General features: G+C 71.7%; 28 protein-coding genes. 17 read left to right on the top strand and 11 right to left on the bottom strand.

What is annotated here, in order from left to right; translation table 11 throughout:
• The first annotated feature begins 123 nt into the window (after positions 1-123).
• The 5 genes from ACFT4A_RS24030 (at position 124) to ACFT4A_RS24010 (ending at position 6,416) form a co-directional block, all read left to right on the top strand.
• On the top strand, positions 124-1,581 hold the full coding sequence (locus ACFT4A_RS24030; protein ID WP_382833246.1) for a family 2B encapsulin nanocompartment shell protein: 1,458 nt from the start codon (positions 124-126) through the stop codon (positions 1,579-1,581).
• Positions 1,582-2,485: 904 nt separating this feature from the next.
• A complete protein-coding gene (locus ACFT4A_RS24025) occupies positions 2,486-3,562 on the top strand; it encodes a family 2 encapsulin nanocompartment cargo protein terpene cyclase (protein WP_382833348.1) in 1,077 nt (358 codons plus the stop codon).
• Between the two features lie 44 nt (positions 3,563-3,606).
• The gene (locus tag ACFT4A_RS24020; RefSeq protein WP_382833244.1) at positions 3,607-4,491 is read left to right on the top strand and encodes a geranyl diphosphate 2-C-methyltransferase; all 885 of its coding nucleotides are present in this window, start codon (positions 3,607-3,609) and stop codon (positions 4,489-4,491) included.
• A 114-nt stretch (positions 4,492-4,605) separates the two neighbouring features.
• Positions 4,606-5,508, top strand: a complete 903-nt coding sequence (locus ACFT4A_RS24015; protein ID WP_382833243.1) for an SGNH/GDSL hydrolase family protein — start codon at positions 4,606-4,608, stop codon at positions 5,506-5,508.
• Between the two features lie 32 nt (positions 5,509-5,540).
• Positions 5,541-6,416 (top strand): aminoglycoside phosphotransferase family protein, encoded by an 876-nt coding sequence (locus ACFT4A_RS24010; RefSeq protein WP_382833241.1) that lies wholly within the window; start codon positions 5,541-5,543, stop codon positions 6,414-6,416.
• Positions 6,417-6,452: 36 nt separating this feature from the next.
• On the opposite strand, the gene ACFT4A_RS24005 is transcribed toward ACFT4A_RS24010, so the two are convergent.
• Positions 6,453-6,935, bottom strand: a complete 483-nt coding sequence (locus tag ACFT4A_RS24005) for a VOC family protein (protein WP_382833239.1) — start codon at positions 6,933-6,935, stop codon at positions 6,453-6,455.
• A gap of 125 nt (positions 6,936-7,060) precedes the next feature.
• Between ACFT4A_RS24005 and ACFT4A_RS24000 the strand changes: the two genes are divergently transcribed.
• The 3 genes from ACFT4A_RS24000 (at position 7,061) to ACFT4A_RS23990 (ending at position 9,636) form a co-directional block, all read left to right on the top strand.
• Positions 7,061-8,272, top strand: coding sequence for an epoxide hydrolase family protein (locus tag ACFT4A_RS24000; RefSeq protein WP_382833237.1), 1,212 nt, complete (start codon positions 7,061-7,063; stop codon positions 8,270-8,272).
• 120 nt (positions 8,273-8,392) lie between these two features.
• Complete coding sequence (locus tag ACFT4A_RS23995) at positions 8,393-9,034, top strand: ATP-dependent Clp protease proteolytic subunit (RefSeq protein WP_382833235.1); 642 nt, start codon at positions 8,393-8,395, stop codon at positions 9,032-9,034.
• Positions 9,034-9,636, top strand: a complete 603-nt coding sequence (locus ACFT4A_RS23990) for a ClpP family protease (RefSeq protein WP_382833233.1) — start codon at positions 9,034-9,036, stop codon at positions 9,634-9,636. Before ACFT4A_RS23995 ends, ACFT4A_RS23990 begins: the two co-directional genes overlap by 1 nt.
• A gap of 25 nt (positions 9,637-9,661) precedes the next feature.
• Here ACFT4A_RS23990 and ACFT4A_RS23985 read toward each other — a convergent pair whose 3' ends face one another.
• A complete protein-coding gene (locus ACFT4A_RS23985; RefSeq protein WP_382833231.1) occupies positions 9,662-10,054 on the bottom strand; it encodes a helix-turn-helix domain-containing protein in 393 nt (130 codons plus the stop codon).
• A gap of 301 nt (positions 10,055-10,355) precedes the next feature.
• On the opposite strand from ACFT4A_RS23985, the gene ACFT4A_RS23980 reads away from it, so the two are divergent.
• On the top strand, positions 10,356-11,240 hold the full coding sequence (locus tag ACFT4A_RS23980) for an RNA polymerase sigma factor SigF (protein ID WP_382833229.1): 885 nt from the start codon (positions 10,356-10,358) through the stop codon (positions 11,238-11,240).
• A 154-nt stretch (positions 11,241-11,394) separates the two neighbouring features.
• Here ACFT4A_RS23980 and ACFT4A_RS23975 read toward each other — a convergent pair whose 3' ends face one another.
• Positions 11,395-11,859 (bottom strand): ATP-binding protein, encoded by a 465-nt coding sequence (locus ACFT4A_RS23975; protein WP_382833228.1) that lies wholly within the window; start codon positions 11,857-11,859, stop codon positions 11,395-11,397.
• A gap of 190 nt (positions 11,860-12,049) precedes the next feature.
• On the opposite strand from ACFT4A_RS23975, the gene ACFT4A_RS23970 reads away from it, so the two are divergent.
• From ACFT4A_RS23970 to ACFT4A_RS23960, 3 genes are read left to right on the top strand one after another with little or no spacing between them, the layout of a single operon-like run.
• The gene (locus ACFT4A_RS23970) at positions 12,050-12,190 is read left to right on the top strand and encodes a hypothetical protein (RefSeq protein ID WP_382833226.1); all 141 of its coding nucleotides are present in this window, start codon (positions 12,050-12,052) and stop codon (positions 12,188-12,190) included.
• Positions 12,187-12,771, top strand: coding sequence for a PRC-barrel domain-containing protein (locus tag ACFT4A_RS23965; RefSeq protein WP_382833224.1), 585 nt, complete (start codon positions 12,187-12,189; stop codon positions 12,769-12,771). The genes ACFT4A_RS23970 and ACFT4A_RS23965 overlap by 4 nt, the downstream gene beginning before the upstream one ends.
• On the top strand, positions 12,768-13,184 hold the full coding sequence (locus tag ACFT4A_RS23960) for a PRC-barrel domain-containing protein (protein ID WP_382833222.1): 417 nt from the start codon (positions 12,768-12,770) through the stop codon (positions 13,182-13,184). Before ACFT4A_RS23965 ends, ACFT4A_RS23960 begins: the two co-directional genes overlap by 4 nt.
• Before the next feature lies 1 nt (position 13,185).
• Here ACFT4A_RS23960 and ACFT4A_RS23955 read toward each other — a convergent pair whose 3' ends face one another.
• The gene (locus ACFT4A_RS23955; RefSeq protein WP_382833221.1) at positions 13,186-14,334 is read right to left on the bottom strand and encodes a DUF6777 domain-containing protein; all 1,149 of its coding nucleotides are present in this window, start codon (positions 14,332-14,334) and stop codon (positions 13,186-13,188) included.
• 179 nt (positions 14,335-14,513) lie between these two features.
• Between ACFT4A_RS23955 and ACFT4A_RS23950 the strand changes: the two genes are divergently transcribed.
• Positions 14,514-15,812 carry a streptophobe family protein gene (locus ACFT4A_RS23950; protein ID WP_382833219.1) on the top strand — a complete coding sequence of 433 codons (1,299 nt, stop codon included), beginning with the start codon at positions 14,514-14,516 and terminating at the stop codon, positions 15,810-15,812.
• 9 nt (positions 15,813-15,821) lie between these two features.
• On the opposite strand, the gene ACFT4A_RS23945 is transcribed toward ACFT4A_RS23950, so the two are convergent.
• Genes ACFT4A_RS23945 through ACFT4A_RS23930 form a run of 4 tightly spaced genes read right to left on the bottom strand, consistent with a single transcriptional unit; the run spans position 15,822 to position 20,705 of the window.
• Positions 15,822-16,808, bottom strand: coding sequence for a serine/threonine-protein kinase (locus ACFT4A_RS23945; protein WP_382833217.1), 987 nt, complete (start codon positions 16,806-16,808; stop codon positions 15,822-15,824).
• Complete coding sequence (locus ACFT4A_RS23940; protein ID WP_382833216.1) at positions 16,805-17,908, bottom strand: hypothetical protein; 1,104 nt, start codon at positions 17,906-17,908, stop codon at positions 16,805-16,807. The genes ACFT4A_RS23945 and ACFT4A_RS23940 overlap by 4 nt, the downstream gene beginning before the upstream one ends.
• A 9-nt stretch (positions 17,909-17,917) precedes the next feature.
• The gene (locus ACFT4A_RS23935; protein ID WP_382833214.1) at positions 17,918-20,248 is read right to left on the bottom strand and encodes an FHA domain-containing protein; all 2,331 of its coding nucleotides are present in this window, start codon (positions 20,246-20,248) and stop codon (positions 17,918-17,920) included.
• A gap of 46 nt (positions 20,249-20,294) precedes the next feature.
• Positions 20,295-20,705: a hypothetical protein gene (locus ACFT4A_RS23930; protein WP_184595929.1), complete on the bottom strand. Its 411-nt coding sequence runs from the start codon at positions 20,703-20,705 to the stop codon at positions 20,295-20,297.
• Between the two features lie 208 nt (positions 20,706-20,913).
• Here ACFT4A_RS23930 and ACFT4A_RS23925 point away from each other — a divergent pair, with 208 nt between their 5' ends.
• Positions 20,914-21,201 (top strand): DUF1905 domain-containing protein, encoded by a 288-nt coding sequence (locus tag ACFT4A_RS23925; RefSeq protein WP_382833212.1) that lies wholly within the window; start codon positions 20,914-20,916, stop codon positions 21,199-21,201.
• Positions 21,202-21,247: 46 nt separating this feature from the next.
• On the opposite strand, the gene mgrA is transcribed toward ACFT4A_RS23925, so the two are convergent.
• Positions 21,248-22,240 (bottom strand): L-glyceraldehyde 3-phosphate reductase, encoded by a 993-nt coding sequence (mgrA, locus tag ACFT4A_RS23920; protein WP_382833211.1) that lies wholly within the window; start codon positions 22,238-22,240, stop codon positions 21,248-21,250.
• Positions 22,241-22,357: 117 nt separating this feature from the next.
• On the opposite strand from mgrA, the gene ACFT4A_RS23915 reads away from it, so the two are divergent.
• Complete coding sequence (locus ACFT4A_RS23915) at positions 22,358-23,236, top strand: LysR substrate-binding domain-containing protein (protein WP_382833209.1); 879 nt, start codon at positions 22,358-22,360, stop codon at positions 23,234-23,236.
• Positions 23,237-23,277: 41 nt separating this feature from the next.
• Positions 23,278-23,793, top strand: a complete 516-nt coding sequence (locus tag ACFT4A_RS23910) for a DUF664 domain-containing protein (RefSeq protein ID WP_382833207.1) — start codon at positions 23,278-23,280, stop codon at positions 23,791-23,793.
• On the opposite strand, the gene ACFT4A_RS23905 is transcribed toward ACFT4A_RS23910, so the two are convergent.
• Together ACFT4A_RS23905 and ACFT4A_RS23900 are read right to left on the bottom strand one after the other, a co-directional pair.
• Positions 23,775-24,854: an adenosine deaminase gene (locus ACFT4A_RS23905; protein WP_382833205.1), complete on the bottom strand. Its 1,080-nt coding sequence runs from the start codon at positions 24,852-24,854 to the stop codon at positions 23,775-23,777. The genes ACFT4A_RS23910 and ACFT4A_RS23905 overlap by 19 nt on opposite strands.
• A gap of 43 nt (positions 24,855-24,897) precedes the next feature.
• Positions 24,898-25,290 (bottom strand): VOC family protein, encoded by a 393-nt coding sequence (locus tag ACFT4A_RS23900; RefSeq protein WP_382833204.1) that lies wholly within the window; start codon positions 25,288-25,290, stop codon positions 24,898-24,900.
• Between the two features lie 127 nt (positions 25,291-25,417).
• On the opposite strand from ACFT4A_RS23900, the gene ACFT4A_RS23895 reads away from it, so the two are divergent.
• Entirely contained in the window at positions 25,418-25,813 is a 396-nt protein-coding gene (locus ACFT4A_RS23895) for a tautomerase family protein (RefSeq protein ID WP_382833202.1), read from the top strand.
• Positions 25,814-25,840 lie beyond the last annotated feature (27 nt).

Below are 25,840 nucleotides of genomic sequence, written 5' to 3'. Positions count from 1 at the left end.
CGGCCACTCGGCTCGGCCGGGGCAGGGCGCACCCGTGTCCCGGGCCTCCCGGGCCACCCCCGCTCAGCAAAGGCCTCGCCCCGCTCACTCAGCGAACACCCCGTTCGATCCCAGGGAGGGAATGTGTCCGCCCCCGAAAGCACCACCGGCCCCGCCACCGACGAGCCCGCCCCCGAGCCCGCTGCCGGCAACGGCCCGGCCGAGGCTCAGCTCACCAGTCTCGGCACGCAGGCGGCGCGCCGGCTCGCCACCACCACCAAGTCCGTGCCCCAGATGCAGGCCATCACCTCACGCTGGCTGCTCAAGATGCTGCCGTGGGTCGACGTCCGGGGCGGTGCCTACCGGGTCAACCGGCGTCTGACGTTGCGTCTCGGCCGGGGCCGGGTGCAGTTCGAGCAGAACGGTGCCGACGACATCAGGGTCATCCCTCAGACGCTCACCGAACTGCCCGTGCTGCGCGGCTACTCCGACGCCGAGGTGCTGAAGCAGATCGCGTCGCGCTTCGAGGTCCGTGAGGTGCGGGCCGGCGAGGTGCTCTTCGAGGCCGGCCAGCCCGTGACCGAGGCCTATCTGATCGTGCACGGCCGTTTCACCCGGTACGCGACCGGCAAGTACGGCGAGGAGGAGGTCATCGGCGTCGTCACGGACGGCGAGGGGCTCGGTGACGAGGCGGTGGGGCGGGCCGACCCGCTGTGGCTGACGTCCGTACGTGCGGAGACCTCGGGCGTCGCGCTGGTGCTGTCCTGGGACGCGCTGCGGGAGTACACGGACCGCGTCCCGTCCTTCGCGGCCCATCTGGAGGCCTACGCGGAGCGGCAGAGCAAGCCGATGAACCGCAAGGGCGAGGCGGATGTGCCGGTGCAGGCCGGGCACGTGGGCGAGCCGGTGCTGTCCGGCGGCTTCGTCGATTACGAACTCGACCCACGCGAGTACGAGTTGTCGCTCACGCAGACCGTGCTGCGCGTCCACACCCGGATCGCCGACCTCTACAACGACCCGATGGACCAGACCGAGCAGCAGCTCCGGCTGACCATCGAGGAGATCCGTGAGCGGCAGGAGTGGGAGCTGGTCAACAACCGCGAGTTCGGGCTGCTGCACAACATCGACTACAGCCAGCGCATCAGCACGTTCTCGGGCCCGCCGACCCCGGACGACCTGGACGAGCTGCTGTCGATGCGGCGCAAGACGCGGCTGTTCCTCGCCCATCCCAAGGCGATCGCGGCGTTCTTCCGGCAGTGCAACAAGCGCGGGCTGGTGCCCGGTACGGCGAACGTCGACGGGCACGAGGTGCCCGCCTGGCGCGGTGTGCCGTTCTTCCCGTGCGGCAAGATCCCGGTCAACGACCACCACACCACCAGCATCATCGCGCTGCGCACCGGCGAGGCCGACCAGGGGGTCGTCGGACTGTTCCAGACCGGTATCCCTGAGGAGTACCAGCCCGGCCTGAACGTACGGTTCATGGGCGTCGACGAGACCGCGATCATCCGCTACCTGGTCACCGCGTACTACTCGATGGCCATCCTGGTGCCCGACGCCGCGGGCATCCTGGAAAACGTCCAGATCGGCCGGACGGCCGGCTGACGGGGTGGAATCGAACACGCCCATGAACCCGCCCCCGCCCCCCGGCTCCGAGCCCCGCCCTGTGGCCTCACCGGCCCTCGGAACTCCGGCTCCACAGCGCTCGGGCTCCACGCCCCCACCCGGGCCACCGGCCCCCGGCTCGCCGATCCCACCGACTGCCGAATCCCCGGGCCCATCGGTCCTACCCCCCCTCGGCCCCCCGGTCCCACAGGCTCACGGGTCCCCGGCGCCACCGCCCTCGGGCTTCACGCCCCAACCCGGACCACCGGCCCCCGGGTCCCCGACCCCACCACCCCTGGGTTTGCCGATCCCACCGACTACCGAATCCCCGGGCCCACCGGCCCTGCCACCCCTCGGCTCCCCGGTCCCGCAGGCTCCCGGGCCCCCGCCCTCGGCCTCCACGCCCCAACCCGGGCCACCAGCCCCGGAGTCCCCGACCCCACCGACTGCCGAATCCCCGGCCCCACTATCCCCGGGCTCCGCGACCCCGCCGAGCCCCGCACCCCGGGCGGCCTTCCGGCCTCCCGCCCCACCGGCCTTCGGCTTCTCAGCCCCACCGGCGCTCAGGTCTCCGGCACCACCGCCTTCGGGCTCCGAGCCTCCTCCAGCCGCCGGCCTTTCGGCCCCAACGCCCCTCGGCTTCTCAGCCCCACCGGCACTCAAGCCTCCGGCACCACCGCTGCCCTCGGGCTCCGAGACCCGGCCAGCCCTCGATCCTCCGACCTCGAGAACCGGCCTCCCGATCCCACCGATCGCCGAATCCCCGGTCCCCCAACCCCCCGGCTCCGCGACCTCACCGGCCACCGCGCCCCGCCCGGCCTTCCGCCCTCCCGCCCCACCAACCCTCAACTTCTCGGCCTCAAGCCCTCCGGGCTCAGCGATCACCAGGCCCCCGGCCTCCACGATCCCAGCACCCCCAAGCTCAACAACCCAACCCACCCCCACCCCCCGGCACACCCCACCCGGCCCCCCGAGCCTCGCCCGTACCGGACGGGCGAGGCCCGGCGGGCCCGTGCCCGGGCTTCGGTATCGGCCTGCCGTGCCCGCCGATCCCGAGAAGGTCGTGGAGATCGACCGGAGGCTGGAGGCCTGGGCGCACCGGCTCGAGCTGTTTCCGCCGGCGTGGACGGGGGACTTCGCGGGGTTCCAGTTCGGCCGGGCCGTGGTGCTCCAGCATCCGGGGGCCGCCGATCTGGACCGCCTCGCCGTCGCAGGCGAACTGCTGCTGGCCGAGAACCTCGTCGACAGCTGCTACTGCTCGGAGGACGAGGACCGGGGCGGATCCACCCGCGGCCTCGGCGGGCGGCTGATCATCGCCCAGTCGGCACTCGACCCCTTCCACGGGCCACCCGAGGCGGAGAAGGAGTGGCGCCAGGGGCTGACGGCCGACGGCCCACTGCGCTCGTACCACCGCGCGCTGCGGGACTACGCCGGGTTCGCCACGCCCAGCCAGGCCGACCGGTTCGTGCACGACATCGCCCGGCTGCACCTCGGGTACGTCGCCGAGGCCGCCTGGGCGGAGACGCGGTACGTGCCGCGCGTCTGGGAGTACCTGGTGATGCGGCAGTTCAACAACTTCCGCCCGTGTCTGTCGATCGTCGACGCCGTGGACGGCTACGAACTGCCCGAGGCGCTCTACGCCCGACCGGAGATCCAGCGGATCACGGCGCTCGCGTGCAACGCCACGACGATCGTCAACGACCTGTACTCCTTCACGAAGGAGCTCGCGGCCGAACCGGACCACTTCAACCTGCCGCTGGTCATCGCCGCCGACGAACAGTGCGGACTCAAGGCCGCCTATCTGAAGGCCGTCGAGATCCACAACCAGATCATGGACGCCTTCGAGGAGGAGTCCGCGGTCCTGTCCGCCGGCTCGCCGCTCGTCGAGCGCTACGCCCGGAGCCTCGCCGCCTGGGTGTCCGGCAACCACGAGTGGCACGCCACCAACACCCACCGCTACCACCTGCCCGACTACTGGTAGAGCACAGTCCCTTGACGTCACGCCAGAAGCACGAGGAGCCGTCCTTGACCACCACCGCCGACGCCGCGACCGCAGCACTGCAGCCCTCGCCCGCCGCCGACTCGACGTACCAGACCCGCGTGGCCGACTACTGGAACGCGGAGGAGAACCCGGTCAACCTCGAACTGGGGAAGATCGACGACCTGTACCACCATCACTACGGCGTCGGAGAGGCCGACTGGTCCGTGCTCGACGAGCCCGACCCGGCGTTGCGTCGCGAGCGTGTCACCTCGGAACTGCACCGCCTGGAGCACGCCCAGGCGGAACTGCTAGCCGCTCACCTCGGCCTCCTGACGCCCGCCGACCGCGTCTTCGACGCCGGCTGCGGACGCGGCGGCGGCAGCGTCGTGGCGAACCTGCGGTACGGCTGCCGCGCCGACGGCGTGACCCTCTCGGCCAAGCAGGCGGACTTCGCGAACGAGCAGGCCCGGCAGCGCGGCATCGACGGCAAGGTCCGCTACCACTGCCGGAACATGCTCGACACGGGCTTCCCCTCGGGCGCGTTCGCCGCGTCGTGGAACAACGAGTCGACGATGTACGTGGAGCTGGACCTGCTGTTCGCCGAGCACGCCCGGCTGCTGCGCCGCGGCGGGCGCTACGTGGTGATCACCGGCTGCTACAACGACACCTACGGGCGGGCCTCCCGTGAGGTCTCCCTGATCAACGCCCACTACATCTGCGACATCCATCCGCGGTCGGAGTACTTCCGGGCGATGGCCCGCAACCGGCTGGTCCCCGTCCATGTGCAGGACCTCACCGACACGGCCCTCCCCTACTGGGAGCTGCGCAAGCAGGCCGACCATCTCGTCACGGGCATCGAGGACACGTTCCTGACCGCGTACAAGAACGGCAGTTTCCAGTACCTGATGATCGTCGCCGACCGCGTCTGATCGAGCGTCAAGTCGTCGGCCACGGGCGCCTCGTGGCCGACGCGTGTCTTCCGCCCCGGGCCCGGCTGTGCTTGCCTGGGGAGCCGTTTCACCGGCCGGGGCGGGAGTTGCGGAATGCGCGGACCGTGGATCGTGGGTGTCCTGCTGGCCGGGCTGCTGCTCGGGGCGTGCGGGGATCCGTCGTCCGGACCTGACACGTCCCCGCCGTCAGCGCCGGAGGTGTCCACGACCACGCACCAGAGGGCCCCGGCCTCACCTGCCCCCCGTGCCCCGGCCAAGGCACCCCGCGTGCTGTATCTCGGCGATTCGCTCGCCATGGAGAACCAGAAGGTTCTCGGCCAGGAGCTGCGCCGGGACCTGCGCGCGAAGTACACGAGCGCCCCCTACTCGGGCACCACCCTGTGCGACTACCTGGAGGGCACCGCGGAGCGGTCGCTCGTACCGGCGCGGGACAAGGCGGCGGCCCTGGTGCGGTCGCTGCGGCCGGACTTCGTGGTGCTGCAGTTCTGGGGCAACGCCTGGGACTTCACCTGGTGCATGGACAAGATCACGTACGACGGTTCACGGGAGCGGTACTTCCAGCGGTACGAGGCCGACGCGCGCAGGCTCGTCGAGCAGATCGCGACGGCCGGAGGGACGCACCGGCCGCGGATCGTGTGGGTGCTCCAGGGGCCGGACCCGATCACGCCCGACCGGGTGCGGCGCGTCAACGGTCTGTACCAGCGGTTGGCCGCCGACTCGGACGGCATCGTCGCCGACGCCGGGGGGACGGTGAGCCCCGGCTCGGACCGCTACACATGGACCCAGCACCTGCCCTGCACGGCCTACGAGCGTGCCCACCCCGACTACTGCACCCAGCCCGGCCGCGACCGGACGGCCCTGCACCGCGACGACGACTATCTGCACTTCTGCCTGGCTCCCACGACGTCCACGCCGAAGCCCTGCCCGGTGCGCTCCCCCGGCATCCTGCGCATCGCCCGGGAGATCACCAAAACCGTTCGACAGTCGGGGAATTGACCGTTCGAATGGGCGTCATGTGCGCTGTGCGAATGCATGAGGACGATCGAGAGGTCGACGTCCCGCTCGTCGGCCGGCTGATCGCGGGACAGTTCCCGCAGTGGGCGGGGCTGCCCCTGCGGCGCGTGGAGTCCTCCGGGAGCGAGAACGCCATGTTCCGCCTCGGCGCGGACAAGGTCGTGCGGCTCCCCCGGCATCCCCGCGCCGTCGAGGCCATCACCCACGAACTGCGCTGGCTGCCCCGGCTGAGCCCGGGCCTGCCCGTCGCCTCCCCCGAACCCCTCGGGCGGGGCGAGCCCGGCGAGGGCTTCCCGTGGCCCTGGTCGGTGTACGGCTGGCTGGACGGCCGCAACCCGGTGCCCGGCGCGCTCGACGAGCCGCGTCTGCTCGCCGAGGACCTGGGCGCGTACGTCGCGGCCCTGCGCCGGATCGACCCGGCAGAGGGCCCGACCGGATACCGGGGAGTGCCGCTGGCGGCCCGGGACCCCTTCCTGCGCGAGGCGCTCGCCCAGCTCTCGGGGCGGATCGACACCGCAGCCGCGACGGAGGCGTGGGAGGAGGCCCTGCGCGCCCCCGAGTACGCCGGGCCGCCGGTCTGGGCGCACGGCGATCTGATGGCCGGGAACCTCCTGGTCACGGCCGGACGGCTGAGCGCCGTGATCGACTTCGGCACGGTGGGGGTGGGGGACCCCGCCGTCGACCTCATCAGCGCCTGGTGTGTACTGCCGGCCGATGCGCGCGATACCTTCCGCAAGGCCGTGGGCGCCGACGAGGCCGAGTGGGCACGGGGCCAGGGCTGGGCGCTGTCGATCGCGGTCATCGCCCTGCCGTACTACTGGGACACGAACCCGCCGGTCGCGGAGAACTCCCGCCTTGTGATCCGGGAGATCCTGGCCGAGACGGCGTAGGGGCAGGCATGGTCCCGCCCCTCGCCAGGGGGCGTCTCATTCGCCCGCGTAGGCCTTGTCCAGGGTCGCGATGTCGAACTTGGTCATCGCCATGAACGCCTCGGTCACTCGGGCCACCTTCGCCGAGTCCGGGTCGGTGATCATGTCCTGGAGCCGGTCGGGGACGACCTGCCAGGACACTCCGTACTTGTCCTTGAGCCAGCCGCACGGTCCGGGCTCGCCGCCGTTCTCGGTGAACCTGGTCCAGTAGTAGTCGATCTCCTCCTGATCAGCGCAGAAGATCATGAAGGAGACCGCCTCGGTGAACTTGAACTGAGGGCCGCCGTTGAGCGCGAGGAACTTGTGGCCGTTGGCCGTGAACTCGACGGTCATGACGGTGCCCGCCCGGTGGGGCGTTCCCTCGGGGTAGCGGGCGACCTCGCCGATGCTGGAGTTCTTGAAGATCGAGACGTAGTGGTGGGCGGCCTCCTCGGCCTGGTCGTCGTACCAGAGACACGTGGTGAAACCGTCGGTGGCCATGGGTACCTCCTGGGCGCGTGGAACGCTGTCACCACTGTCGACCGGCGCTCGCCCCGGAACTCATCGGTCGTCCGGCCGGCAAATTCAGGTGGCCGTTACACCGTTCGGAACTAGCATCCCGGCTCATGACGTCTTCGCCCGCCGAGAGCGGCAGCAGTTTCCATCCGTTCCGCATCGACATCCCACAGAGCGACCTCGACGACCTCCACGACCGTCTCGACCGGACCCGGTGGCCCGACGAGCTGCCCGGGGTGGGATGGGCCTACGGTGTTCCGTCGGGCTATCTGCGCGAGCTGGTGCGGTACTGGCGGCACACGTACGACTGGCGGGCGGCGGAGGCGCGGCTGAACACGTGGCCGCAGTTCACGACCGAGATCGACGGCGCGCGGGTGCACTTCGCGCACATCCGCTCCCCCGAACCCGACGCCACCCCGCTGATCGTCACCCACGGATGGCCGGGGTCGATCGTCGAGTTCCTCGACATCGTCGGGCCGTTGACGGACCCGGCCGCGCACGGCGGCGACCCCGCCGACGCCTTCCACGTCGTGCTGCCGAGCATCCCCGGCTTCGGGTTCTCCGGGCCCACCCGGGAGACCGGCTGGGAGGCGCGCCGGATCGCCGACGCGTGGGCCGAGCTGATGACGCGCCTCGGCTACGACAGGTTCGGCGCCCAGGGCGGTGACTGGGGCGCGGGCATCTCCCGCGAACTGGGCCGCGTCCACCCCGGCCGGGTCACCGGCATCCACCTCAATCTGCTGCCCGGCGGACAGGCCACCACCGAGCCGACCGCCGAGGAGCTGGACGCGCTGAGTCCCGAGGAGCGGGAGCGCACGCTGACCTCCTGGCGCCGGTGGGAGAAGTGGTCCCGCGACGGGACCGGCTACTTCCATGTGCAGTCCACCCGGCCGCAGACCCTGTCGTACGCGCTCACGGACTCGCCGGTGGGCCAACTCGCCTGGATCGTGGAGAAGTTCCGGGAGTGGACGGACTCCGAGGAGCTGCCCGAGGAGGCCGTCGACCGGGACCTGATGCTCACGAACGTGATGCTGTACTGGCTGACGGGCACGGCGGGTTCGTCCGCCCGGGTCTACTACGAGCGGGCCCACGCCCGGGGCGAGCGGATCGCCGCCCCGCACGAGCCCTCCACCGCCCCGACCGCGGTGGCGTCCTTCTTCGGCGACCCGCAGATCCCGCTGCGCCACAAGGCGGAACGGACGGAGAACATCGTCCGCTGGACGGAGTTCGACCGGGGCGGGCACTTCGCCGCGATGGAGGAACCGGGCCTGTTGGTGGACGACGTGCGGGCGTTCTTCCGGCAGCTGCGCGAGAAGGGCTGACGCCCGCTCTGCCCGTAGCGAATCTGCCGCGGGCAGAGAATCCGCACAACGGCGTCGTCCGAGGTCAAGAGTGAAGTCGACGGCACTTCCGCGGAACTTCCGCCACGACGAGGAGAACAGATGACTCCACTCACGACACTCGCCCCACGGGCTGAGGAGGGCGACACCCCTCCGAGCCGGTTCGACGACCAGCTGGCCGCCCAGTTGCTCGCGCAGCGCATCGTGCTGCTGGGCACCCAGGTCGACGAGGTCTCCGCGAACCGGGTCTGCGCCCAGCTGCTGATCCTGTCCGCCGAGGACCCGCGCACCGACATCAGCCTGTACATCAACAGCCCCGGCGGGGCGGTGCACGCGGGCCTCGCCATCTACGACACGATGCGGCTCATCCCGAACGACGTCTCCACCCTGGCCATGGGCTTCGCCGCGAGCATGGGCCAGTTCCTGCTCAGCGTCGGCGCGACCGGCAAGCGCTACGCCCTGCCCAACGCGCGGATCATGATGCACCAGCCGTCGGCCGGCATCGGCGGGACCACCGCCGACATCGAGATCCAGGCGGAGAACCTGGAGCACACCAAGCGGACCATCGAGCGGATCACCGCCGAGCACACCGGCCAGAGCGAGGAGACGATCTCCCGGGACGGCGACCGGGACCGCTGGTTCACGGCCGAGGAGGCCAAGGAGTACGGCATGGTCGACCGGGTCGTGGAGTCCCTCGCGGACGTCCGCCCGACGGCCGGCCGACGCAGGATGGGGCTGCAGTGATGGGTACCTACACGATTCCGAACGTCGTCGAGCGCACCCCGCAGGGCGAACGGTCCTACGACGTGTTCAGCCGGCTGCTGTCCGAGCGGATCATCTTCCTCGGCACGGAGATCGACGACGGTGTCGCCAACGTCGTCATCGCCCAGCTGCTCCATCTGGAGTCCTCGTCCCCGGAGAGCGAGATCGCGATCTACCTCAACTCACCCGGGGGATCGTTCACTTCGCTCATGGCCATCTACGACACGATGTCGTACGTACGGGCGCCGATCTCGACGTTCTGTGTCGGGCAGGCGGCCTCCACGGCGGCCGTGCTGCTGGCGGGCGGGGACCCCGGACGGCGGTTCGTGCTGGAGCACGCCCGCGTGCTGCTCGGCCAGCCGGCGACCGGAGGGCAGCGGGGCATGGTCTCCGACCTGGCACTCCAGGCCCGGGAGATGGTGAGGATCCGCTCCCAGGTGGAGGAGGTGCTGGCGCGGCACACCCACCACGAGGTGGCGACGCTGCGGGCCGACATGGACCGCGACAAGGTGTTCACCGCGCAGGAGGCGGTGGACTACGGGCTGGCCGACGAGGTGCTCAGCCGGCGCCTCGTACAGGTCTGAGGCGCCGGCCGTCAGGCAGACCGAGTCAGGCGACCAGGCACATTCCGTCGTGCGAGGACGGTGACGCCACTGCCCGGCGGCTGCCGCCACCGGTGTACCGCGAGGTGACGCGGGTCAGTTCGCCCTGCGTCCTCGACAGCAGGTCGCCGAGGCTCAGTCCGAGGGCGCGGGCCGCGCCCGCGAGGACCTCCGAGGAGGCCTCCTTGCGGCCGCGCTCGACCTCGGAGAGATACGGCATGGAGATCCGTGCCTGGTCGGCGACGTCCTTCAAGGTGCGCTCCTGCGCGAGGCGTTCACGGCGCAGGACGTCGCCGACCAGGTCGCGCCAGAGCGGCTCCCGCACGGCGGGGGCCGGGGGGCTCGCACCTTGCGGGCGCAGCGGGATGACGCGGACTTCGTTCGGCACGTGGTTGCTCACTGCTCCAGCCTAGGAGCGCCGGCCGCAGGAGGAAGGGCCCGGCGTTCCGCCCTGGGTGGAATCAGCGGAACGCGAAGGCCCGGTTACGGCGTTGGGGCCGAGACGCTCCGGCTCCGGCGCTCGGGCCGCACCCCGCCTCTTGCCCACGGTCGGCCGTATGGGTGAGCATGGGCAGACCGGAATGCCACGCTCCACCGATTTTCCGCCGTACGGCATTCGGGGGCATGTGTTGCGCCTTCCCGGGTACCCGCAACCCGGAAGGACCTAGGCAGATGTAGCCGTGACTTCGTGGGGAGAGGCAATGGAGACCGCCGTGATCCGGTCAAAGGCAGAAGTCGCCGGGGAGAACGCCGAGGCCGGAACGAGTGGCGGAGCACTGCCGGTCGTGGACCCGCGGTCCGTGGCCCCGCGGGACGCCAGGGCGCTGTCCCGCCAGTTCTTCCAGCGCCTGACGGTACTCGAGGAGGGCACGCACGAGTACCAGTACGCGCGCAACACGCTGATCGAGATGAACATGTCGCTCGTGCGGTTCGCGGCCGGCCGGTTCCGGGGCCGCGGCGACGACATGGAGGACATCGTCCAGACCGGCATGATCGGCCTGATCAAGGCCATCGACCGGTTCGAGCTGTCGCGCGAGGTCGAGTTCACCTCCTTCGCGCTGCCGTACATCGTCGGTGAGATCAAGCGGTTCTTCCGGGACACGACGTGGGCGGTGCATGTGCCGCGGCGGCTGCAGGAGCTGCGCGTGGAGCTGGCCAAGGCCCGTGAGGAACTCGCGAGCCGGCTGGACCGCGAGCCGACCGTCGCCGAGCTGGCCACGCTGATGAACATCTCCGAGAACGAGGTCGTCGAGGGGCAGATCGCCGCGAACGGGTACAACTCGTCGTCGCTGGACGCCGCGCTCACCGGCGACGGTCCGGAGGGCGGCGAGGCGGTCCTGGCCGACTTCATCGGCGTCGAGGAGAACGGGCTGCGGCTCGTCGAGGACTTCCACTCGCTCGCCCCGCTCATGGCGGAGCTCAGCGAGCGCGACCGGCAGATCATCCACATGCGGTTCGTGGAGGAGGCCACCCAGGCGGAGATCGGCGAGGAGCTGGGCTGCTCGCAGATGCACGTCTCGCGCCTGATCAAGCGGATCATCACCCGGCTGCGCGAGGGCATGCTGGGCGAACTCGGCTGCGCCTGACGCAGACGGCGGGCCGGCCGGACCTACGGCGACCAGCGGGTGCTGTCCCCCATGCGGGAGTGGGGCGGCACCCGCGACTGTGTCCGGATATATGGGGCGCGCGAGCGCCCTCGATTGAACACCCACACCAGGAGGGAAACCTCCGCCGGACGGCTCAGCTACCGGTCGCACCCGCGAGCGGCAGCACGGCGCGCACCCGCTTGCCCACCGGCACCCGCTCCACGCTGACCTGCTCCGCGAGCGCGTGGACGATCTCCAGGCCGTGCCGGCCGACGCGCTCCGGGTTGCGCGGGAAGATGCGGGGCATGGCGGAGCTGCTGTCGTAGACCGAGACTGTCACGACGGTGTCCGTGCCCACCAGCTCCAGGATGTACGGCCCGTTGCTGTGCCGGTCGGCGTTGGTGACCAGCTCACTGACCACGAGTTGCACCGCGCCGTCGGCCCGGTCGTCGATGCTCGCGCACCACTCGGTCCTGAGCTGGTCGAGGAAGAGCGCGGCGAAGGACCGCGCCTCGGCGATGCATCCCTGCTCGCCTGTGTAGTGTGCCGCCCGCCTCAGCGGTTCCACGGGCACGTCGAAACCAGTCGGTATCACTGCCCCGTCCAGGTGGTCGATCATTCGTTTCTTTCTGGGAAGAAGCCGGACTGGCCGGACGCTCTGCACCAGTGCTCGTACCCCGAGCCGGGCTTCGCAGTCCTGACACGTTTTCGCTCGTCCCCTGCCGTGGGCATTGTCCCCCGTGCGCGGGGCACTCGGAGGGAAAAAGGACCGGCCGAGGGCGGCCGGGCCGGATCGCCGGAGGTGTGCGGTGGCCTGGTGGGCATGGCTGGTCGTGGTGGTCGCGGCGCTGACCGGCGTCGCTGTGATGACGCTCGCCGTGCAGGCCGGCCGGCGGTCGGGCACGGTCATCGCGGTCCGACGCCGGCCCGGCGGGAAGGGCGTGCGATGAACCAGCTGATGGCGGCACGGAGCCTGACCACTCTGCCGGTGGTCACCCTGGGCGGCGACGCCGTCGCGCAGATCAAGGACACCGTCTTCGACGCCGCGGCCGGTCGTATCACCGGGTTCACGCTCAGCGGCCGGGGTCTGCTGTCGGGTCCGCTGAAGCAGAGCCTGCCCTGGCCGGCGGTGCACGCGCTGGGCCCGCACGCGGTCATGATCGTCGATGCCGGCGCCCTGGCGGACACGCCCGTCGTGGTGGCACGCCGTGAGGCACAGCAGGGCCGGGTACTGCACGCCAAGGTGCTGACGGACGAGGGCGCCGAGGTCGGCACGGTGCTCGACGTGGTCGTCGAGGGCGGTACCAGCGGCCGGGTCGTGGGATTCCGGATCGCCGCGGTCAAGGCGTTGGTGAAGGGCTCCCGGCGACGCCGGCACCGCGTGTACGTACCGCGCGGCGAGACACTCGCGGTCTCCGGCCGCGCCCTGGTCATCCCGGCGGACGCCACCCGCTACGTCGCCGACGACCTGCCGGCCTTCGTCGCCCGGGTGGGCGCCTTCCGGCAGGGGCACGAGGGGACGCCGACATGATGCTGTTCTCGCAGGCGCGGGGCCTGCCGGTGCTGACCCTGACCGAGGCGGACGAGCTCGGCGTCGTGAAGTCGCTGACGGTCGACGCCGCGGCCGGTGTGGTCACCCATGTCCGGGTGCGGGGCCGGCACTCCCGCAAGGAGACCGTGCTGGCCTGGGGCGCCCTGCACGCCCTCGGCCCGGACGCGGTGCTCGTCCGTTCCGCGACCGCCCCGGCCGAGGTGCCGCCGCACCACGAGCTGCCGGGACTCAGGATCCTCACCGAGACGGGCGACTGGCTCGGCACGGTCCAGGACGTCGCGTTCGAACCGGACACCGGCCGCGTCGAGGCGGTCGTCACCGCCCACGGCGATGTGCCGGCCCATCGGCTGCTCGGGCTCGGGGACTACGCCCTGGTGGTCCGCGCCGGGTGAGTCAGGAAGCCGGGGGCCGGCCCGTCGTGTCACCCCCGGTGTCGTTCCCGGTGTCGCCACCGGTGTCACCCCCGGTGTCGTTCCCGGGCGGGGGCGTCGAGTCGTCCGCGGGCGGCGAATCGCCTGTCGACGGTTCCGAGGACGTCTCCGTGGCCGCCGGTTCACTCGTGGTCGGCTGGGACGAGGGCGAGTCGGTCGGCGTGGTGACGGTCGCCGACGTGGTGGGCTCGTCCGGTGGAGCGGTCTTGCGGTCGTTCTCGCCCGTGTCGCCCTTGTCGCGCTTGAACCACTCGCCGTCGGGCTCGCACATGACGAAGACGTCGATCGGCTCCTGAGCGGGCCTGACCTCGACGACGTCCGACGCCTTGTACCCCGCCCACTTGTCTCCGGTCGTCTTCTTCTGCTGGGGGGCCGGCGGGCTCAGCGGGTTGCCGCACGCGCAGCGCACCCGGGGCACGCCGCGGTCGTCGACGAGCACGGCCGTGCCGGCCTGGAGGACGGCCTGGTACTGCGTGGCGCGGCCGTTCTTGTAGCCGTGATTGGTGACCCAGGTGTCCATGCGCAGCTGCACGGGGGTGAGCGAGCGCAGGTAGGCGGGGACCTCGGACGGGTCGATGCGCTGGACCGAGGCGAACGCGCGCTGCTTGTCCGGAGCCTGCTTGAGGTACGTGATCTGCTTCTCCACGTCGCAGCTGGCGACGTTGCGGGTGCCGCCGTACAGGCCGGGTGCTCCGCCTCGCACGGCCCGGACGGCGTTCTGCGACGCCGATCCGGCGGGCGTCGGCGTGACCGACGGGGCGGAACTCTCCTTGGCCGTCGAGTCGGTGAACGGGTCCGGGCCGGTGTCGGCCGCGGGCTGCAGCAGCACATCGCCGTCCGAGGTGCCGGTACCGCCGTCGGACCCGCCGCTTCCACCGTCGGGGCGGGTGAACACCACGACCAGGACCACGGCGGCCACGATCGCGCCCGCGATCAGCGCGACACGGGGTACGGAGCCCCACCACGGGCGGCGGGGCTCCGGCGGCTCACCACCCCCGCTCGGAGGTTCGGAGGGCGGGCCGCCGCCTCCCGAGGGCGGCTGGGAGGGGCCCGACAGCGGGCCCGAGGGAGGTCCTGTGGGGCGACCGGACGACGGCGGTTCGACGCTCACGAGCTCTTCTCCCGACGTGGGTTCTGTACGGCCTGCGCACACCCGAGGCGATCAGTCCTGATATGTACCGCTTCTGCCACTACGAGTTCATTGTGTGCCCCGGTCCCGTCCGGCCCGCAAGCCGACGCGGACGGACCTCCCGACGGGCGCCCGGCGCGGGCGCTGCTTAGCGTGGCAGCGTGAGTTCGCGCACCTCCTCCGGCCAGGCACCTACCTCCGGCGCGCGGGCCGTCGCCCGTCACGGCTGGGTGCACGCCCTCGGCACGGTGCTCGGCGGGCTGCTCGCCATGATGGTGGTGGCCACGCTCGGCCTGTGGGCCGCCGGGGCCGCGGACCTTCCGGACGGCGCGTTCGCCCCGGTCGTCATGGCGACCGTGGTCACCGCCGTCGGGGGCACGGTGAAGCTCTCCGGAAACGCCGGCGACTTCGCCGACACCCAGGCGGGACTGACCGTGATCCCGCTGTCCGTCACGCTCACCGGGGCGCTGGTGATCGCCTGGGGTTTCCTGCGGCCGCTGCGCCATCGCGCGGTCGCCGGCGCCAGGGAGCTGGCCGGCTGGGCCGCCAGGATCGCGGCCCTGTGGCTGCTCGCGCTGATCGGGCTGACGCTCGCCGCCCGCCACACGTTCGAGATCTCCCTCGGCGACGAGGAGCTGGGGGAACTCGGCGACCTGTTCGGCGCCTCGCCGAAGATCGGTTTCACCACCGACGTTCCGCTGTCCGTGTTCGTCGGGCTGGTGTGGCTGGCCGGTGTGCTGGTGCTGGCCCTGCTGGTGTCGCGCGCCGCCCCGTTGCCGGCCGGGCTGCTGCGCTTCCAGGCGTCGGTGCGGCCGGCCGCGTACGCGATGGTCGCGCTGCTGCTCGCGTATGTCGTCATCGGCGTGGTCATCGCGCTGGTCGTCGCGGCGACGCGGGGCCACGCGACGGAGACGTTCGCCGTGATCCTGCTCGGCATGCCCAACCTGGTGTGGCTGGCGCTGACGATCGGCCTCGGCGCGACCTGGACCGGCCGGGTGGAGGGGCCGTTCGGGCTGCCCATGCCGCAGGTGCTCGACGAGGTGCTGCGCACTCCGGACATCTCGGAGCTGAATCTGCGGACGCTCTCGGAGCACGACGGCCGGGTGTGGTGGCTGCTGGTCATCGACGTGGTGCTGCTGCTGGCCGCGGCGTTCGTGATGGCGGCCCGGTCACCTGCCCGGGTCCGGGCCTGGCAGCATGCCGTGCACATGGCGGTCGCACTCATGCTCACGGTGTTCATGATCTGCCTCGTCGGACGCATCTCCGCGCACTACGGCCTGTCCGTGCTCGGCATCGGCGACCTGGGCGGGGGCCTCGGGGGCGAACTCTTCCTCAGACCGCAGCTGTGGGGTGCCGTCGGCCTGGCCGTCCCCTGGGGGCTGGTGACCGGATTCGCCGGGGCGCTGCTGGCGCGGCACGTACGGCGCCGGGGTGAGGTCCGCTCCGACAGCGAGAGTTGACGCCGGGCTCTACATCCGCTGCGTGAAGACCGGTTCGGCCCAGCGCGGCGGCGGCTTCGGCCGCTCCTCCCCCGGCTCTCGGCCCGCCCGGACGGGGGTGTGGCCTACGACGGGCCCGCCGCCGGTCGTCGCGGCGCGCAGGGCGGCGACGAAGGCGAGGCAGGACGGGTACCGGTCGTCGGGGCTCTTGGCGAGGGCCTTGGCGAGGACGGGGTCGACCTTCGGGGCGAGGTCGGGCCGGGCCTCGGTGAGCGGCGGCGCCTCGTCGTACTGGTGGGCCCAGAGCAGGGCCATGTCGTCGTCCCGGCGGAAGGGCGGATGGCCGGCGAGGATCTCGTAGACGACACAGCCGAAGCCGTACACGTCGCAGCGGGCGTCGACCGGGCGGCCCGAGATCTGCTCGGGGGCGACGTAGTCGAGCGTGCCGACGAACTGGCCGACCGTGGTGAAGCCGGTCAGTGACAGCGACTTCTTCGTCAGGCCGAAGTCGGTGAGGTAGGCGTGCTCGGGGTGGTCGCTGTCGGTGCCACGGGCCACCAGGATGTTGCCGGGTTTCACGTCCCGGTGCACCAGGCCGTGGTCGTGGGCCGCGTCGAGCGCGGAGGCGACCTGGGCGGCGATACGCAGGGTGGTGGCGGGCGACAGCGGGCCCTCCCGGTCGAGCAGATGCCGCAGGTCGCTGCCGACGACGTACCGCATGGCGATGTACAGCACGCCGTCCGTCTCGCCGGCCTCGAAGACCGGCACGATGTGCGGGTGGTCGATCGCGGCGGCGGCCCGGGACTCATGGGTGAAGCGACGCCGGAAGGTGTCGTTGCGGGCGAGTTCCGGGGCGAGCAGCTTCAGGGCGACGGTGCGTTCCAGACGCAGGTCGCGGGCCCGGTACACGACGGCCATGCCGCCGCGCCCGATCTCCTTCTCGATCCGGTACCCGGCGATCTGCTGCCCGAGCAGCTCGGAGGGCCGCCCGGAGAACAGGCTCGTCTCGCGGGTCAACGGGTGTCACCCTCGGGCGACACGACCCGGGTGGGCTCGGACCCCACGATGCGCGTGGGCGGCGCCTCGGCGGGGCTGTCGGGCTCCTCGGCCTCTTCTTCCGCCTCTTCGGGAGCCACCACACGGGTGGGCGGGGCGGCCGTGGGACGGGCGCCCCCCTCGGCCTCCTCGGGTGCCACGAGCCGGGTGGGCTCGGGGACATCGGCGGACACGACGCGGGTCGGCTCAGGCGCCTCGGGCTGCGCGGCACGCGCGGGTTCAGGCCCCTCGGGCGACACGACCCGCGTCGGCTCGGGCGCCTCAGGCTGCCCGGCACGCGCTGATTCAGGCCCCTCGGGCGACACGACCCGCGTCGGCTCGGGCGCCTCAGGCTGCCCGGCACGCGCTGATTCAGGCCCCTCGGGCGACACCACCCGCGTCGGCTCAGGCGCCTCAGGCGCCCCCGCGCTCGCCGGCTCAGGTCCCTCGGGCGACACCACCCGCGTCGGCGCAGGAGGAACGACCGGCGTGGGCGGTTCCTCGACCCGGGGCGGTTCCTCTGCCGCCTCCGGGGGCACCACCCGCGTGGGGGTGGGCGCCGGTGCCGGGGGCTCGGACGGTCGGGGCTCCGGCTGGGAACTCGGTGTCTCGTCCGTCGCGTACGTGGTCGCCCGGATGCCCTCCGCGTACACCCAGTGCCCGTGCGCGGCGTCGTAGAGCCACACCGACTCGCCGTCGACGACGACGCCGATCCGCAGCCCGTGGGTGCGGGAGTGGAAGGCCTCCCGGTCGAGGCCGCCCGCGAGGTCCTCGACAGCGGACCGGTAGCGTGCCAGGGCCTCCTGCGTGCGGGTCAGCAGCGGACGCGAGTCGGCGGTCAGGGTGAGCGGCCCGTCCGCGGCGGGCGGATCCTGCGGTACGGCGACCAGGTGGCGGCCGTCGACCCAGGCCGACCAGCCGTTGAAGCACAGCACATGCCCCCAGTCGCCCTGTTGCTCGACGAGCTGCACCGGCAGCAGGGGGTCGAGGTCCACGGTGGGCCGGGCCGGGTCGGGGGCCTCCCAGGCGGGCATCCCGTGCTGCGGGACGACGTGCGTGGGCCGGAAACCGGGAGTCGTCATGGGGGCTCCCTACTTCCGCATCACGGCCGGTTCGTGCCGGCGCAGCAGCCGGGACACGAGGAAGCCGAAGAGCGCCGACAGCACGACCAGCATCCCGACGTCGAGCAGCCAGATGCCCGCCGAGTGCTCGAAGAGCGGATCCTTGGTCAGATCGTCGGGCACGATCCGGGCCAGCCCGACGGTGCCGGCCATCGCGGCCAGCGCCCAGCGCGCGGGCACCAGCCAGCCCAGCTGCTCCAGCCCGGGCACGCCGTCCAGCTTCAGCAGGGCACCGCAGAAGACGACCTGGACGATGGCGACGAGCACCAGCAGCGGCATCGTCACCTCTTCCTTGCGTACCAGCGCCGAGATGAGCAGGCCGAGCATCATCGCCGTGAACGCCAGCAGCGCGACGGCGACCGCGATCTCCACCAGGGGCGGCATCAGCACGCCTTCGTCGCCGGGCGCGCCCAGGTCCACGCCGAGCAGGGCGACGAGTGTCAGCACCACCGCCTGCAGCACGGTGATGGCACCCAGCACGACGACCTTGGACATCAGGTACGCCGATCTGGACAGGCCCACCGCCCGTTCCCGCTGGTAGATCACGCGTTCCTTGACGAGCTCGCGCACGGCGTTGGCGGCGCCGGTGAGCACCGCGCCGACGCAGAGGATGAGCAGCGTGTTCATCGCCGTGTCGACGGTCAGCTTGCCGCCCGACAGGGCCCGCGCCATCACGCCCATCACGAACGGCAGGGCGATCATGATGATCAGGAACGTGCGGTCGGCGCTGAGCGCGGAGGCGTAGCGGCGCACCAGCGTGTTGAGCTGGGCGGCCCGGCTGCGCGGCCGGGGCGGTGCGGCGATGACGACGGGCTCGGACCGGGGCTGCCGGGGCTGGGCGGTGGCGTCGGCGATGTAGCGGTCCCGGAAGGGCGAGGCGCGGTAGTCACCGGCCCAGTCCCGGTCCTGGTCCCGCTCGAAGGCCTCGAAGGCCTCGGGCCACTGCTCGAAGCCGAAGTACGCCAGGGCGTCCTCGGGCGGCCCGTAGTAGGCGGTCTTCCCGCCGGGCGCGAGCACGAGGAGCCGGTCGCACACGTCCAGGCTGAGCACACTGTGGGTGACGACGATGACGGTCCGGCCGTCGTCGGCGAGGCCGCGCAGCATGTGCATCACCGAGCGGTCCATACCGGGGTCGAGGCCGGAGGTCGGCTCGTCGAGGAACAGCAGCGACGGCTTGGTCAGCAGCTCCAAGGCCACGCTGACCCGCTTGCGCTGGCCTCCCGACAGGCTGTGCACGGGCTGATCGACGCGCTGTTCCAGGCCCAGTTCGCGGATCACCTCGTCGACCCGGGCGCGCCGTTCGGCCTTGGCGGTGTCCTGCGGGAAGCGCAGCTCGGCGGCGTAGGAGAGGGCTTTCCGGACGGTCAGCTGGGCGTGCAGGATGTCGTCCTGCGGGACGAGGCCGATGCGCTGGCGCAGCTCGGCGTAGTCGCGGTAGAGGTCGCGGCCGTCGTAGAGGACGGTGCCGTGGTCGGCGGGCCGCTGGCCGGTGAGGGCGTTGAGGAGCGTGGACTTCCCGGCGCCGCTCGGGCCGACGACGGCGAGCAGGCACTTCTCCCCCACCGGGAACGACACATGGTCGAGCAGCGTCTTGCGGCCCCGGTCGACGGTGACCGCGAGGTCCTGTACGTCGAGGGAGATCTCGCCGGTGTCGACGTACTCCTGGAGTTCGTCGCCGACGAGGCAGAACACCGAGTGACCGATGCCGACGATGTCGCCCTGGCCGACGGGGGCGCTGGTGACGGGGCTGCCGTTGAGGTAGGTGCCGTTGTGGCTGCCCAGGTCGGTGATCTCGTACGTGCCGTCGGGCAGGGCCCGCAGCTCGGCGTGCCGGCGGGAGACCACCAGGTCGTCGATGACCAGGTCGTTGTCGGTGGCGCGGCCGATCCGGACGGTACGGGCGGGCAGCGGCCGTACGGTCGTGGGCTGCCGGTAGGTGCCGGTGGCCGCCGGCACGGATACGGCGGAGGGGCGTTCCGGAGCCGGTGCGGGGCGGCCCAGCAGGACCACGCGCGGCCCGTCGGCCGGGTTGCCGAAGCGGATGACGGTGCCGGGGCCGACGTCCCACTCGTGGATGCGGCGGCCCTCGGCATAGGTGCCGTTGGTGCTGTCCTCGTCCTCGATGGTCCAGTGGCCGTCGGTGGGCCGCAGCACGGCGTGGTGCCAGGAGACCCGGTCGTCGTCGATGACGATGTCGCTCAACGGGTCGCGTCCTACGCGGTAGTCGCGACCCGGAATCATCACGGTGGAGTCCGTCTCGGTCTCCAGGACGAGTTCTGGTGCTACCGAAGACTGCGCCATGACCAAGATTCTACCGATTTGCCTGCTATATGCCTCTGCGAGCAGGTCAGGCCACGGGGATTCCCAGGCCGGGGGCCGTCCGCTGCATCCGCAGGGCGTCCACGGACTCGGCGAGCAGTTCGTACTCGGTGGTGTCGTCACTGGTGGCGATGCGCACCAGCCGTCCGGCCGCCAACTCCTCGGCGACCCTCTCCTGGTGGCCGGGGTCGGCACACCAGGCGCGCAACTGTGTGGGCACGTCGGGCACGGTGTCGGCGACCGGCACGAGCGCGCCCGGCGGTAAGTGCTCGGCGTCGGGCTGGGGGTCGAGGCGCTGGGCGATCCAGGAGGCGCGGTCGCGCAGCCACCACAGGGCGAGGGCGAGGGTGGGCGCCCGATAGGTCCCCAGGGGCACTCCGATGCGGCGGCCGTCGCAGACTCCGTACGCAGTGACGTGACACAGGAACTCGTCGTGCACGTGACCTCCCCCGTTGCCCTGCCCGCCCGCCGGACTCGACTCTCCGCGGCTCGCGTGCTGTGCGTGAGGGCGCCGTCGCTCGATGTGAAAACGCTCTCGCAGGTCAGTATGTTCACTACTGAAACACTGTCACCACGACTTTCCGGCCACTCTCCTGGCATATTCACACCCCGAGTTGGCCGAAACCCGGCGAGCGCTGGAGGACGTCATGGCCACACCCGGAGATCTGGACGCGGAGTTCACCGCGGTCCTGCGCAAAAGCCCCGCCGAGGGCGGCTGGACCTATCTGGTCTGGCCCCGGTCCGTCGAGTTCTTCGGCACCCGCGGCCTGGTCAAGGTCCGCGGGACGATCGACGGGCACCCGTTCCGCAGCTCGTTCATGGCGCTGGGCGACGGCACGCACAAGCTGCCCGTGAAGGCCGACATCCGCAAGGCCATCGGCAAGGAGGAGGGCGACACGGTGACCGTGCGCCTGGAGGAGCGGATCAGCTCCTAGACGGCTCGGGCCGGGAGCGGCCACCCGCCCCCGGCCGAGGAGAGCGCTACTGCTTGACGATCGCGTCGATCCGGGCCAGCTCGTCCGCGTCGAAGTCCAGGTTGCGGATGGCGCCGACGCTGTCCTCGAGCTGCCGCGCGCTGCTCGCGCCGACCAGCGCGGAGGTGACCCGGCCGCCGCGCAGCACCCAGGCCAGCGCCAGCTGGGCCAGGGTCTGGCCGCGCGACTCGGCGATGTCGTTCAGGTCGCGGAGCCGGCCCACCAGCTCCTCGGTGAGCGCGTCCGAGTTCAGGAAGGGGCTGTCGCTCGCGGCCCGGGAGCCCTCCGGGATGCCGTCGAGGTAGCGGGCGGAGAGCACGCCCTGCTCCAGCGGCGAGAAGACGATGGAGCCGACCTGGAGCTCGTCGAGGGCGTCGAGCAGGCCCTCGTCCTCGGGGCGGCGGTCCAGCATCGAGTAGCGCGGCTGGTGGATGAGGAGCGGGGTGCCCAGCTCGCCCAGGATGCGGGCGGCCTCGCGGGTCTGCTCCGCGGAATAGTTGGAGACACCGACGTACAGCGCCTTGCCCTGCTGCACCGCCGAGTGCAGGGCGCCCATCGTCTCCTCGAGCGGGGTGTCCGGGTCGGGGCGGTGCGAGTAGAAGATGTCGACGTAGTCCAGGCCCATCCGCTTCAGGCTCTGGTCCAGCGAGGACAGCACGTACTTGCGCGAGCCCCACTCGCCGTACGGGCCGGGCCACATCAGGTAGCCGGCCTTGGTGGAGATGACCAGCTCGTCGCGGTACGCCGCGAAGTCCGACTTCAGGAACTCACCGAGCGCGGACTCGGCGGCGCCGGGCGGCGGTCCGTAGTTGTTGGCGAGGTCGAAGTGGGTGACGCCGAGGTCGAAGGCGCGGCGCAGGATGGCGCGCTGGGTCTCGACGGGCCGGTCCGGGCCGAAGTTGTGCCACAGGCCGAGCGAGAGCGCGGGGAGCTTCAGGCCGCTGCGTCCGGTGCGCCGGTAGGGCATGTCCGCGTAGCGGTCGGGGTGTGCGGTGTACAACGCGACTCCAGAGGGGTTGGCACGGTCGGGAAGAAACCGGTGTCCACTCTGGCGTGACCTGCTCCCATGCGTCCAACAGAAGAATCCGATGGAATTCAGCGACTACGCTTCTCAGTCATGGAACTGCGCCACTTGCAGCACTTCGTCGCGGTCGCCGAGGACCAGCACTTCACCCGGGCGGCGGAACGCCTCCTGGTCTCCCAGTCGGGCCTGTCGGCCTCGATCAGGGCGCTGGAGCGGGAGCTGCAGACACCGCTGTTCGTGCGGACGACCCGCCGGGTGACGCTGACCCCGGCCGGGCGGGCGCTGCTCGGTGAGGCGGAGCGGATCCTGGCGCAGGTGCGGACGGCCCACGAGGCGGTGGCGGCGGTACAGGGCGTGCTGCGCGGCATGCTGACGCTCGGCAGCGAGCAGTGCATCGCCGGGGTGCATGTGGCGGGGCTGCTCGCCGCTTTCCGGCACCGTCACCCGGACGTGGAGATCTGCCTGCGGCAGGCCGGGTCGGGGGCCCTCGCCGAGGACGTCGCGGCGGGCCGGCTCGACCTGGCGTTCGCCGTGCGCACCCAGGAGGACAGCGACCAGCTGCGGTCGGTATCGCTGACCAGCGAGCCGATGACGCTGCTGTGCCACGCCAGCCACCGGCTCGCCGCCGCCGGCGCCGCCGTCACCCCGGAGGAGCTGGGCGGGGAGGTGTTCGTCGACTTCCACCCGGACTGGGGGCCGCGCCGCACCACCGACTCGGTGTTCGCCGCGGCGGGGGTACGGCGGAGTGTGGCCCTGGAGGTGAACGACGTGCACACCTTGCTCGACCTGGTCGACGAGAACCTCGGCGTCGCCGTGGTGCCGCGGCACTTCGCGCACAAACGCGCCTCCCTGACCGCGCTGCCCGTGAAGGGCACCGGCGAGGCGGTGTACGAGACGGTGGCGCTGCTCCCGCCCCGGCAGGCCATGAGCCCGGCGGCCCGCGCGTTGATGGGACTGCTGGAGAGCGCGTGAGTGGGGGCGCGTGCCGCGCGGCGGTGCGCGATGGTGGAGCCATGCATGCGAAGGACATCCTCATCGACGGCTACGACCGCATCCGGGAAGAAGTCCACGCCACCGTCGAGGGCCTCGGGCCCGACCAACTGGCCGCCCGCCCCTCCCCCGGCGCCAACTCCGTCGCCTGGCTGGTCTGGCACCTCACCCGCGTCCAGGACGACCACATCGCCGACGCCTTCGGCCTCGATCAGGTGTGGCTGTCCCAGGACTGGGAGAAACGCTTCGGCCTTGGCCTGTCCCGCCACGACACGGGCTACGGCCACAGCCCCGCCAAGGTCGCCAGGGTCCGGGTCGACTCGGGCGAGCTGCTGACCGGCTACTACGACGCCGTGCACGACCAGAGCCTGACCGCCCTGCGCGGCCTGGCCGCCAAGGATCTGGAGCGGGTCGTCGACGACCGCTGGGACCCGCCGGTCACCCTGGGGGTCCGGCTGGTCAGCGTCCTGTCCGACGATCTCCAGCACATCGGACAGGCCGCCTACCTGCGGGGGCTCCTTCAGAGCGCGGCTTCGTAGCCGGGCAGCACGACGTCCCGGATGAGCGCGCTCCGCTCGTCGAAGGGGAGGAACGCGCTCTTCAGGGCGTTCACCGTGACCGTGCGCAGGTCCTCGACGCTCCAGCCCGCCTGCTCCACCAGCAGGGACATCTCGCGGGTCATCGTCGTGCCCGACACCAGCCGGTTGTCGGTGTTGAGGGTGACGCGGAAGCCGAGGTCCTTCAGGGCGGTGATCGGGTGCTCGGCGATGGAGGTCGCGGCGCCGGTCTGGAGGTTGGAGGTCGGGCACATCTCCAGGGCGATGCGCCGGTCGCGCACCCAGGCGGCGAGACGGCCGAGCTTGCCCGCGGCGAGGTCGGGGATGTCGTCGGTGATGCGCACGCCGTGCCCGATGCGCTGGGCGCCGCACACCTGGAGGGCCTGGTGGATGCTGGGCAGGCCGTGCGCCTCCCCGGCGTGGATGGTGAACGGCACGTTCTCGCGGCGCAGGTGCTCGAAGGCCGCGAGGTGGTCGGCGGGCGGGAACCCGTCCTCGGCACCGGCGATGTCGAAGCCCACGACACCGGCGTCCCGGAACGCCACGGCCAGGTCGGCGGCCTCGCGCACCCGGTCGAACATCCGCATCCCGCACAGCAGGGTGCCGACACGGACCGGGGTGCCCGCGGCCGCGGCCTTCGCCATACCGGCGGCGAGGCCCTCCTGCACCGTCTCGACGACCTCGGCGAGGGCCAGCCCGCCGTTGGTGTTCAGCTCGGGGGCGTAGCGCACCTCGCCGTAGACGACGCCGTCGGCGGCCAGGTCGAGGACGTACTCCTCGGCGGTGCGCAGCAGGCCCTCGCGGGTCTGCATCACGGCCAGGGTGTGCTCGAACGTGGCGATGTAGCGCACCAGGTCGCCGGAGTTGGCGGCCTCGTAGTACCAGGCGGCGAGCTCGTCGGGGTCGGAGGTGGGCAGGGTGTGGCCGACCGCGTCCGCGAGCTCCACCACGGTGGCGGGGCGCAGGCCGCCGTCGAGGTGGTCGTGCAGCACGGCCTTCGGAAGCCGGCGGATCAGTTCGGCGTCTACGCGCGTAGCAGTCATGGCGGGTCTTTCCTTGAGCGGGCGGTTCGAAGCGAGCGGGAGGTCAGCCGGCGGGCTGGAGGAGATCCCAGCGGTTGCCGTACAGGTCCTGGAAGACGGCGACGGTGCCGTACGGCTCGTGCCTCGGCTCCTCCAGGAAGGTGACGCCCGCGGCGGTCATCCGGGCGTGGTCACGGGCGAAGTCGTCGGTGTGCAGGAAGAACCCGACCCGCCCTCCGGCCTGGTCCCCGACCCGGGCGGCCTGGGCCTCCCCCTTGGCGCGGGCGAGCAGCAGGCCGCTGCCGACTCCCGGGGCACCGGGCTCGACGACGACCCAGCGGGATCCGTCGGGCCGGGGCGCGTCCTCGGCGAGCCGGAATCCGAGGGCCTCGGTGTAGAAGCGGATCGCCTCGTCGTAGTCGTCGACGACGAGGGTGACCAGGGCGATACGTCTCATCGGGACCTCTCGGAGCGTGCGGTTGACGGGAGAGGTTATACGTAAAACGCACAGGATGCCAACCACATCGCTCGTTACTGTAACTACTAGTATGTACACTCGCGATCCACGATCCCCGGGAGGCCCCATGCCCTTGGTCCGCATCGACACGCTCCGCGCCGGCCCCGAGCGCCTCGCCGCGATCGGCCGTGCTGTCCACGACGCCCTGCGGGAGACGCTCGGCATTCCGCCCGACGACCGGTTCCAGATCCTGAGGGACCACGACGGCACGAGCGGCACGCTGCGGTACGACGACTACCTCGGCGTGCACCGCGACGACGGAATCGTCTACGTCGCGATCACCCTCCGCTCCGGTCGCACGCCCGCGCGGAAGCAGGCGTTGTACCGGAGAATCGCCGAACTCGCCCAGGCGTACGCGGGCACCGAGCCGAGGAACGTGTTCGTGGTCCTGACCGAGAACGAGTCGGCCGACTGGTCACTGGGCGAAGGGCTGGCGCAGTACGTCGATTCCGCGAGGACCTAGGCCCTCGGCCTACGCCCGCAGCCCGAG

This window comes from Streptomyces sp. NPDC057099 (assembly GCF_042671245.1).
Classification (GTDB): domain Bacteria; phylum Actinomycetota; class Actinomycetes; order Streptomycetales; family Streptomycetaceae; genus Streptomyces; species Streptomyces purpurascens.
The sequence above is the reverse complement of the archived record's forward strand: the minus strand, read 5'-3'. Positions and strand labels throughout refer to the sequence as shown.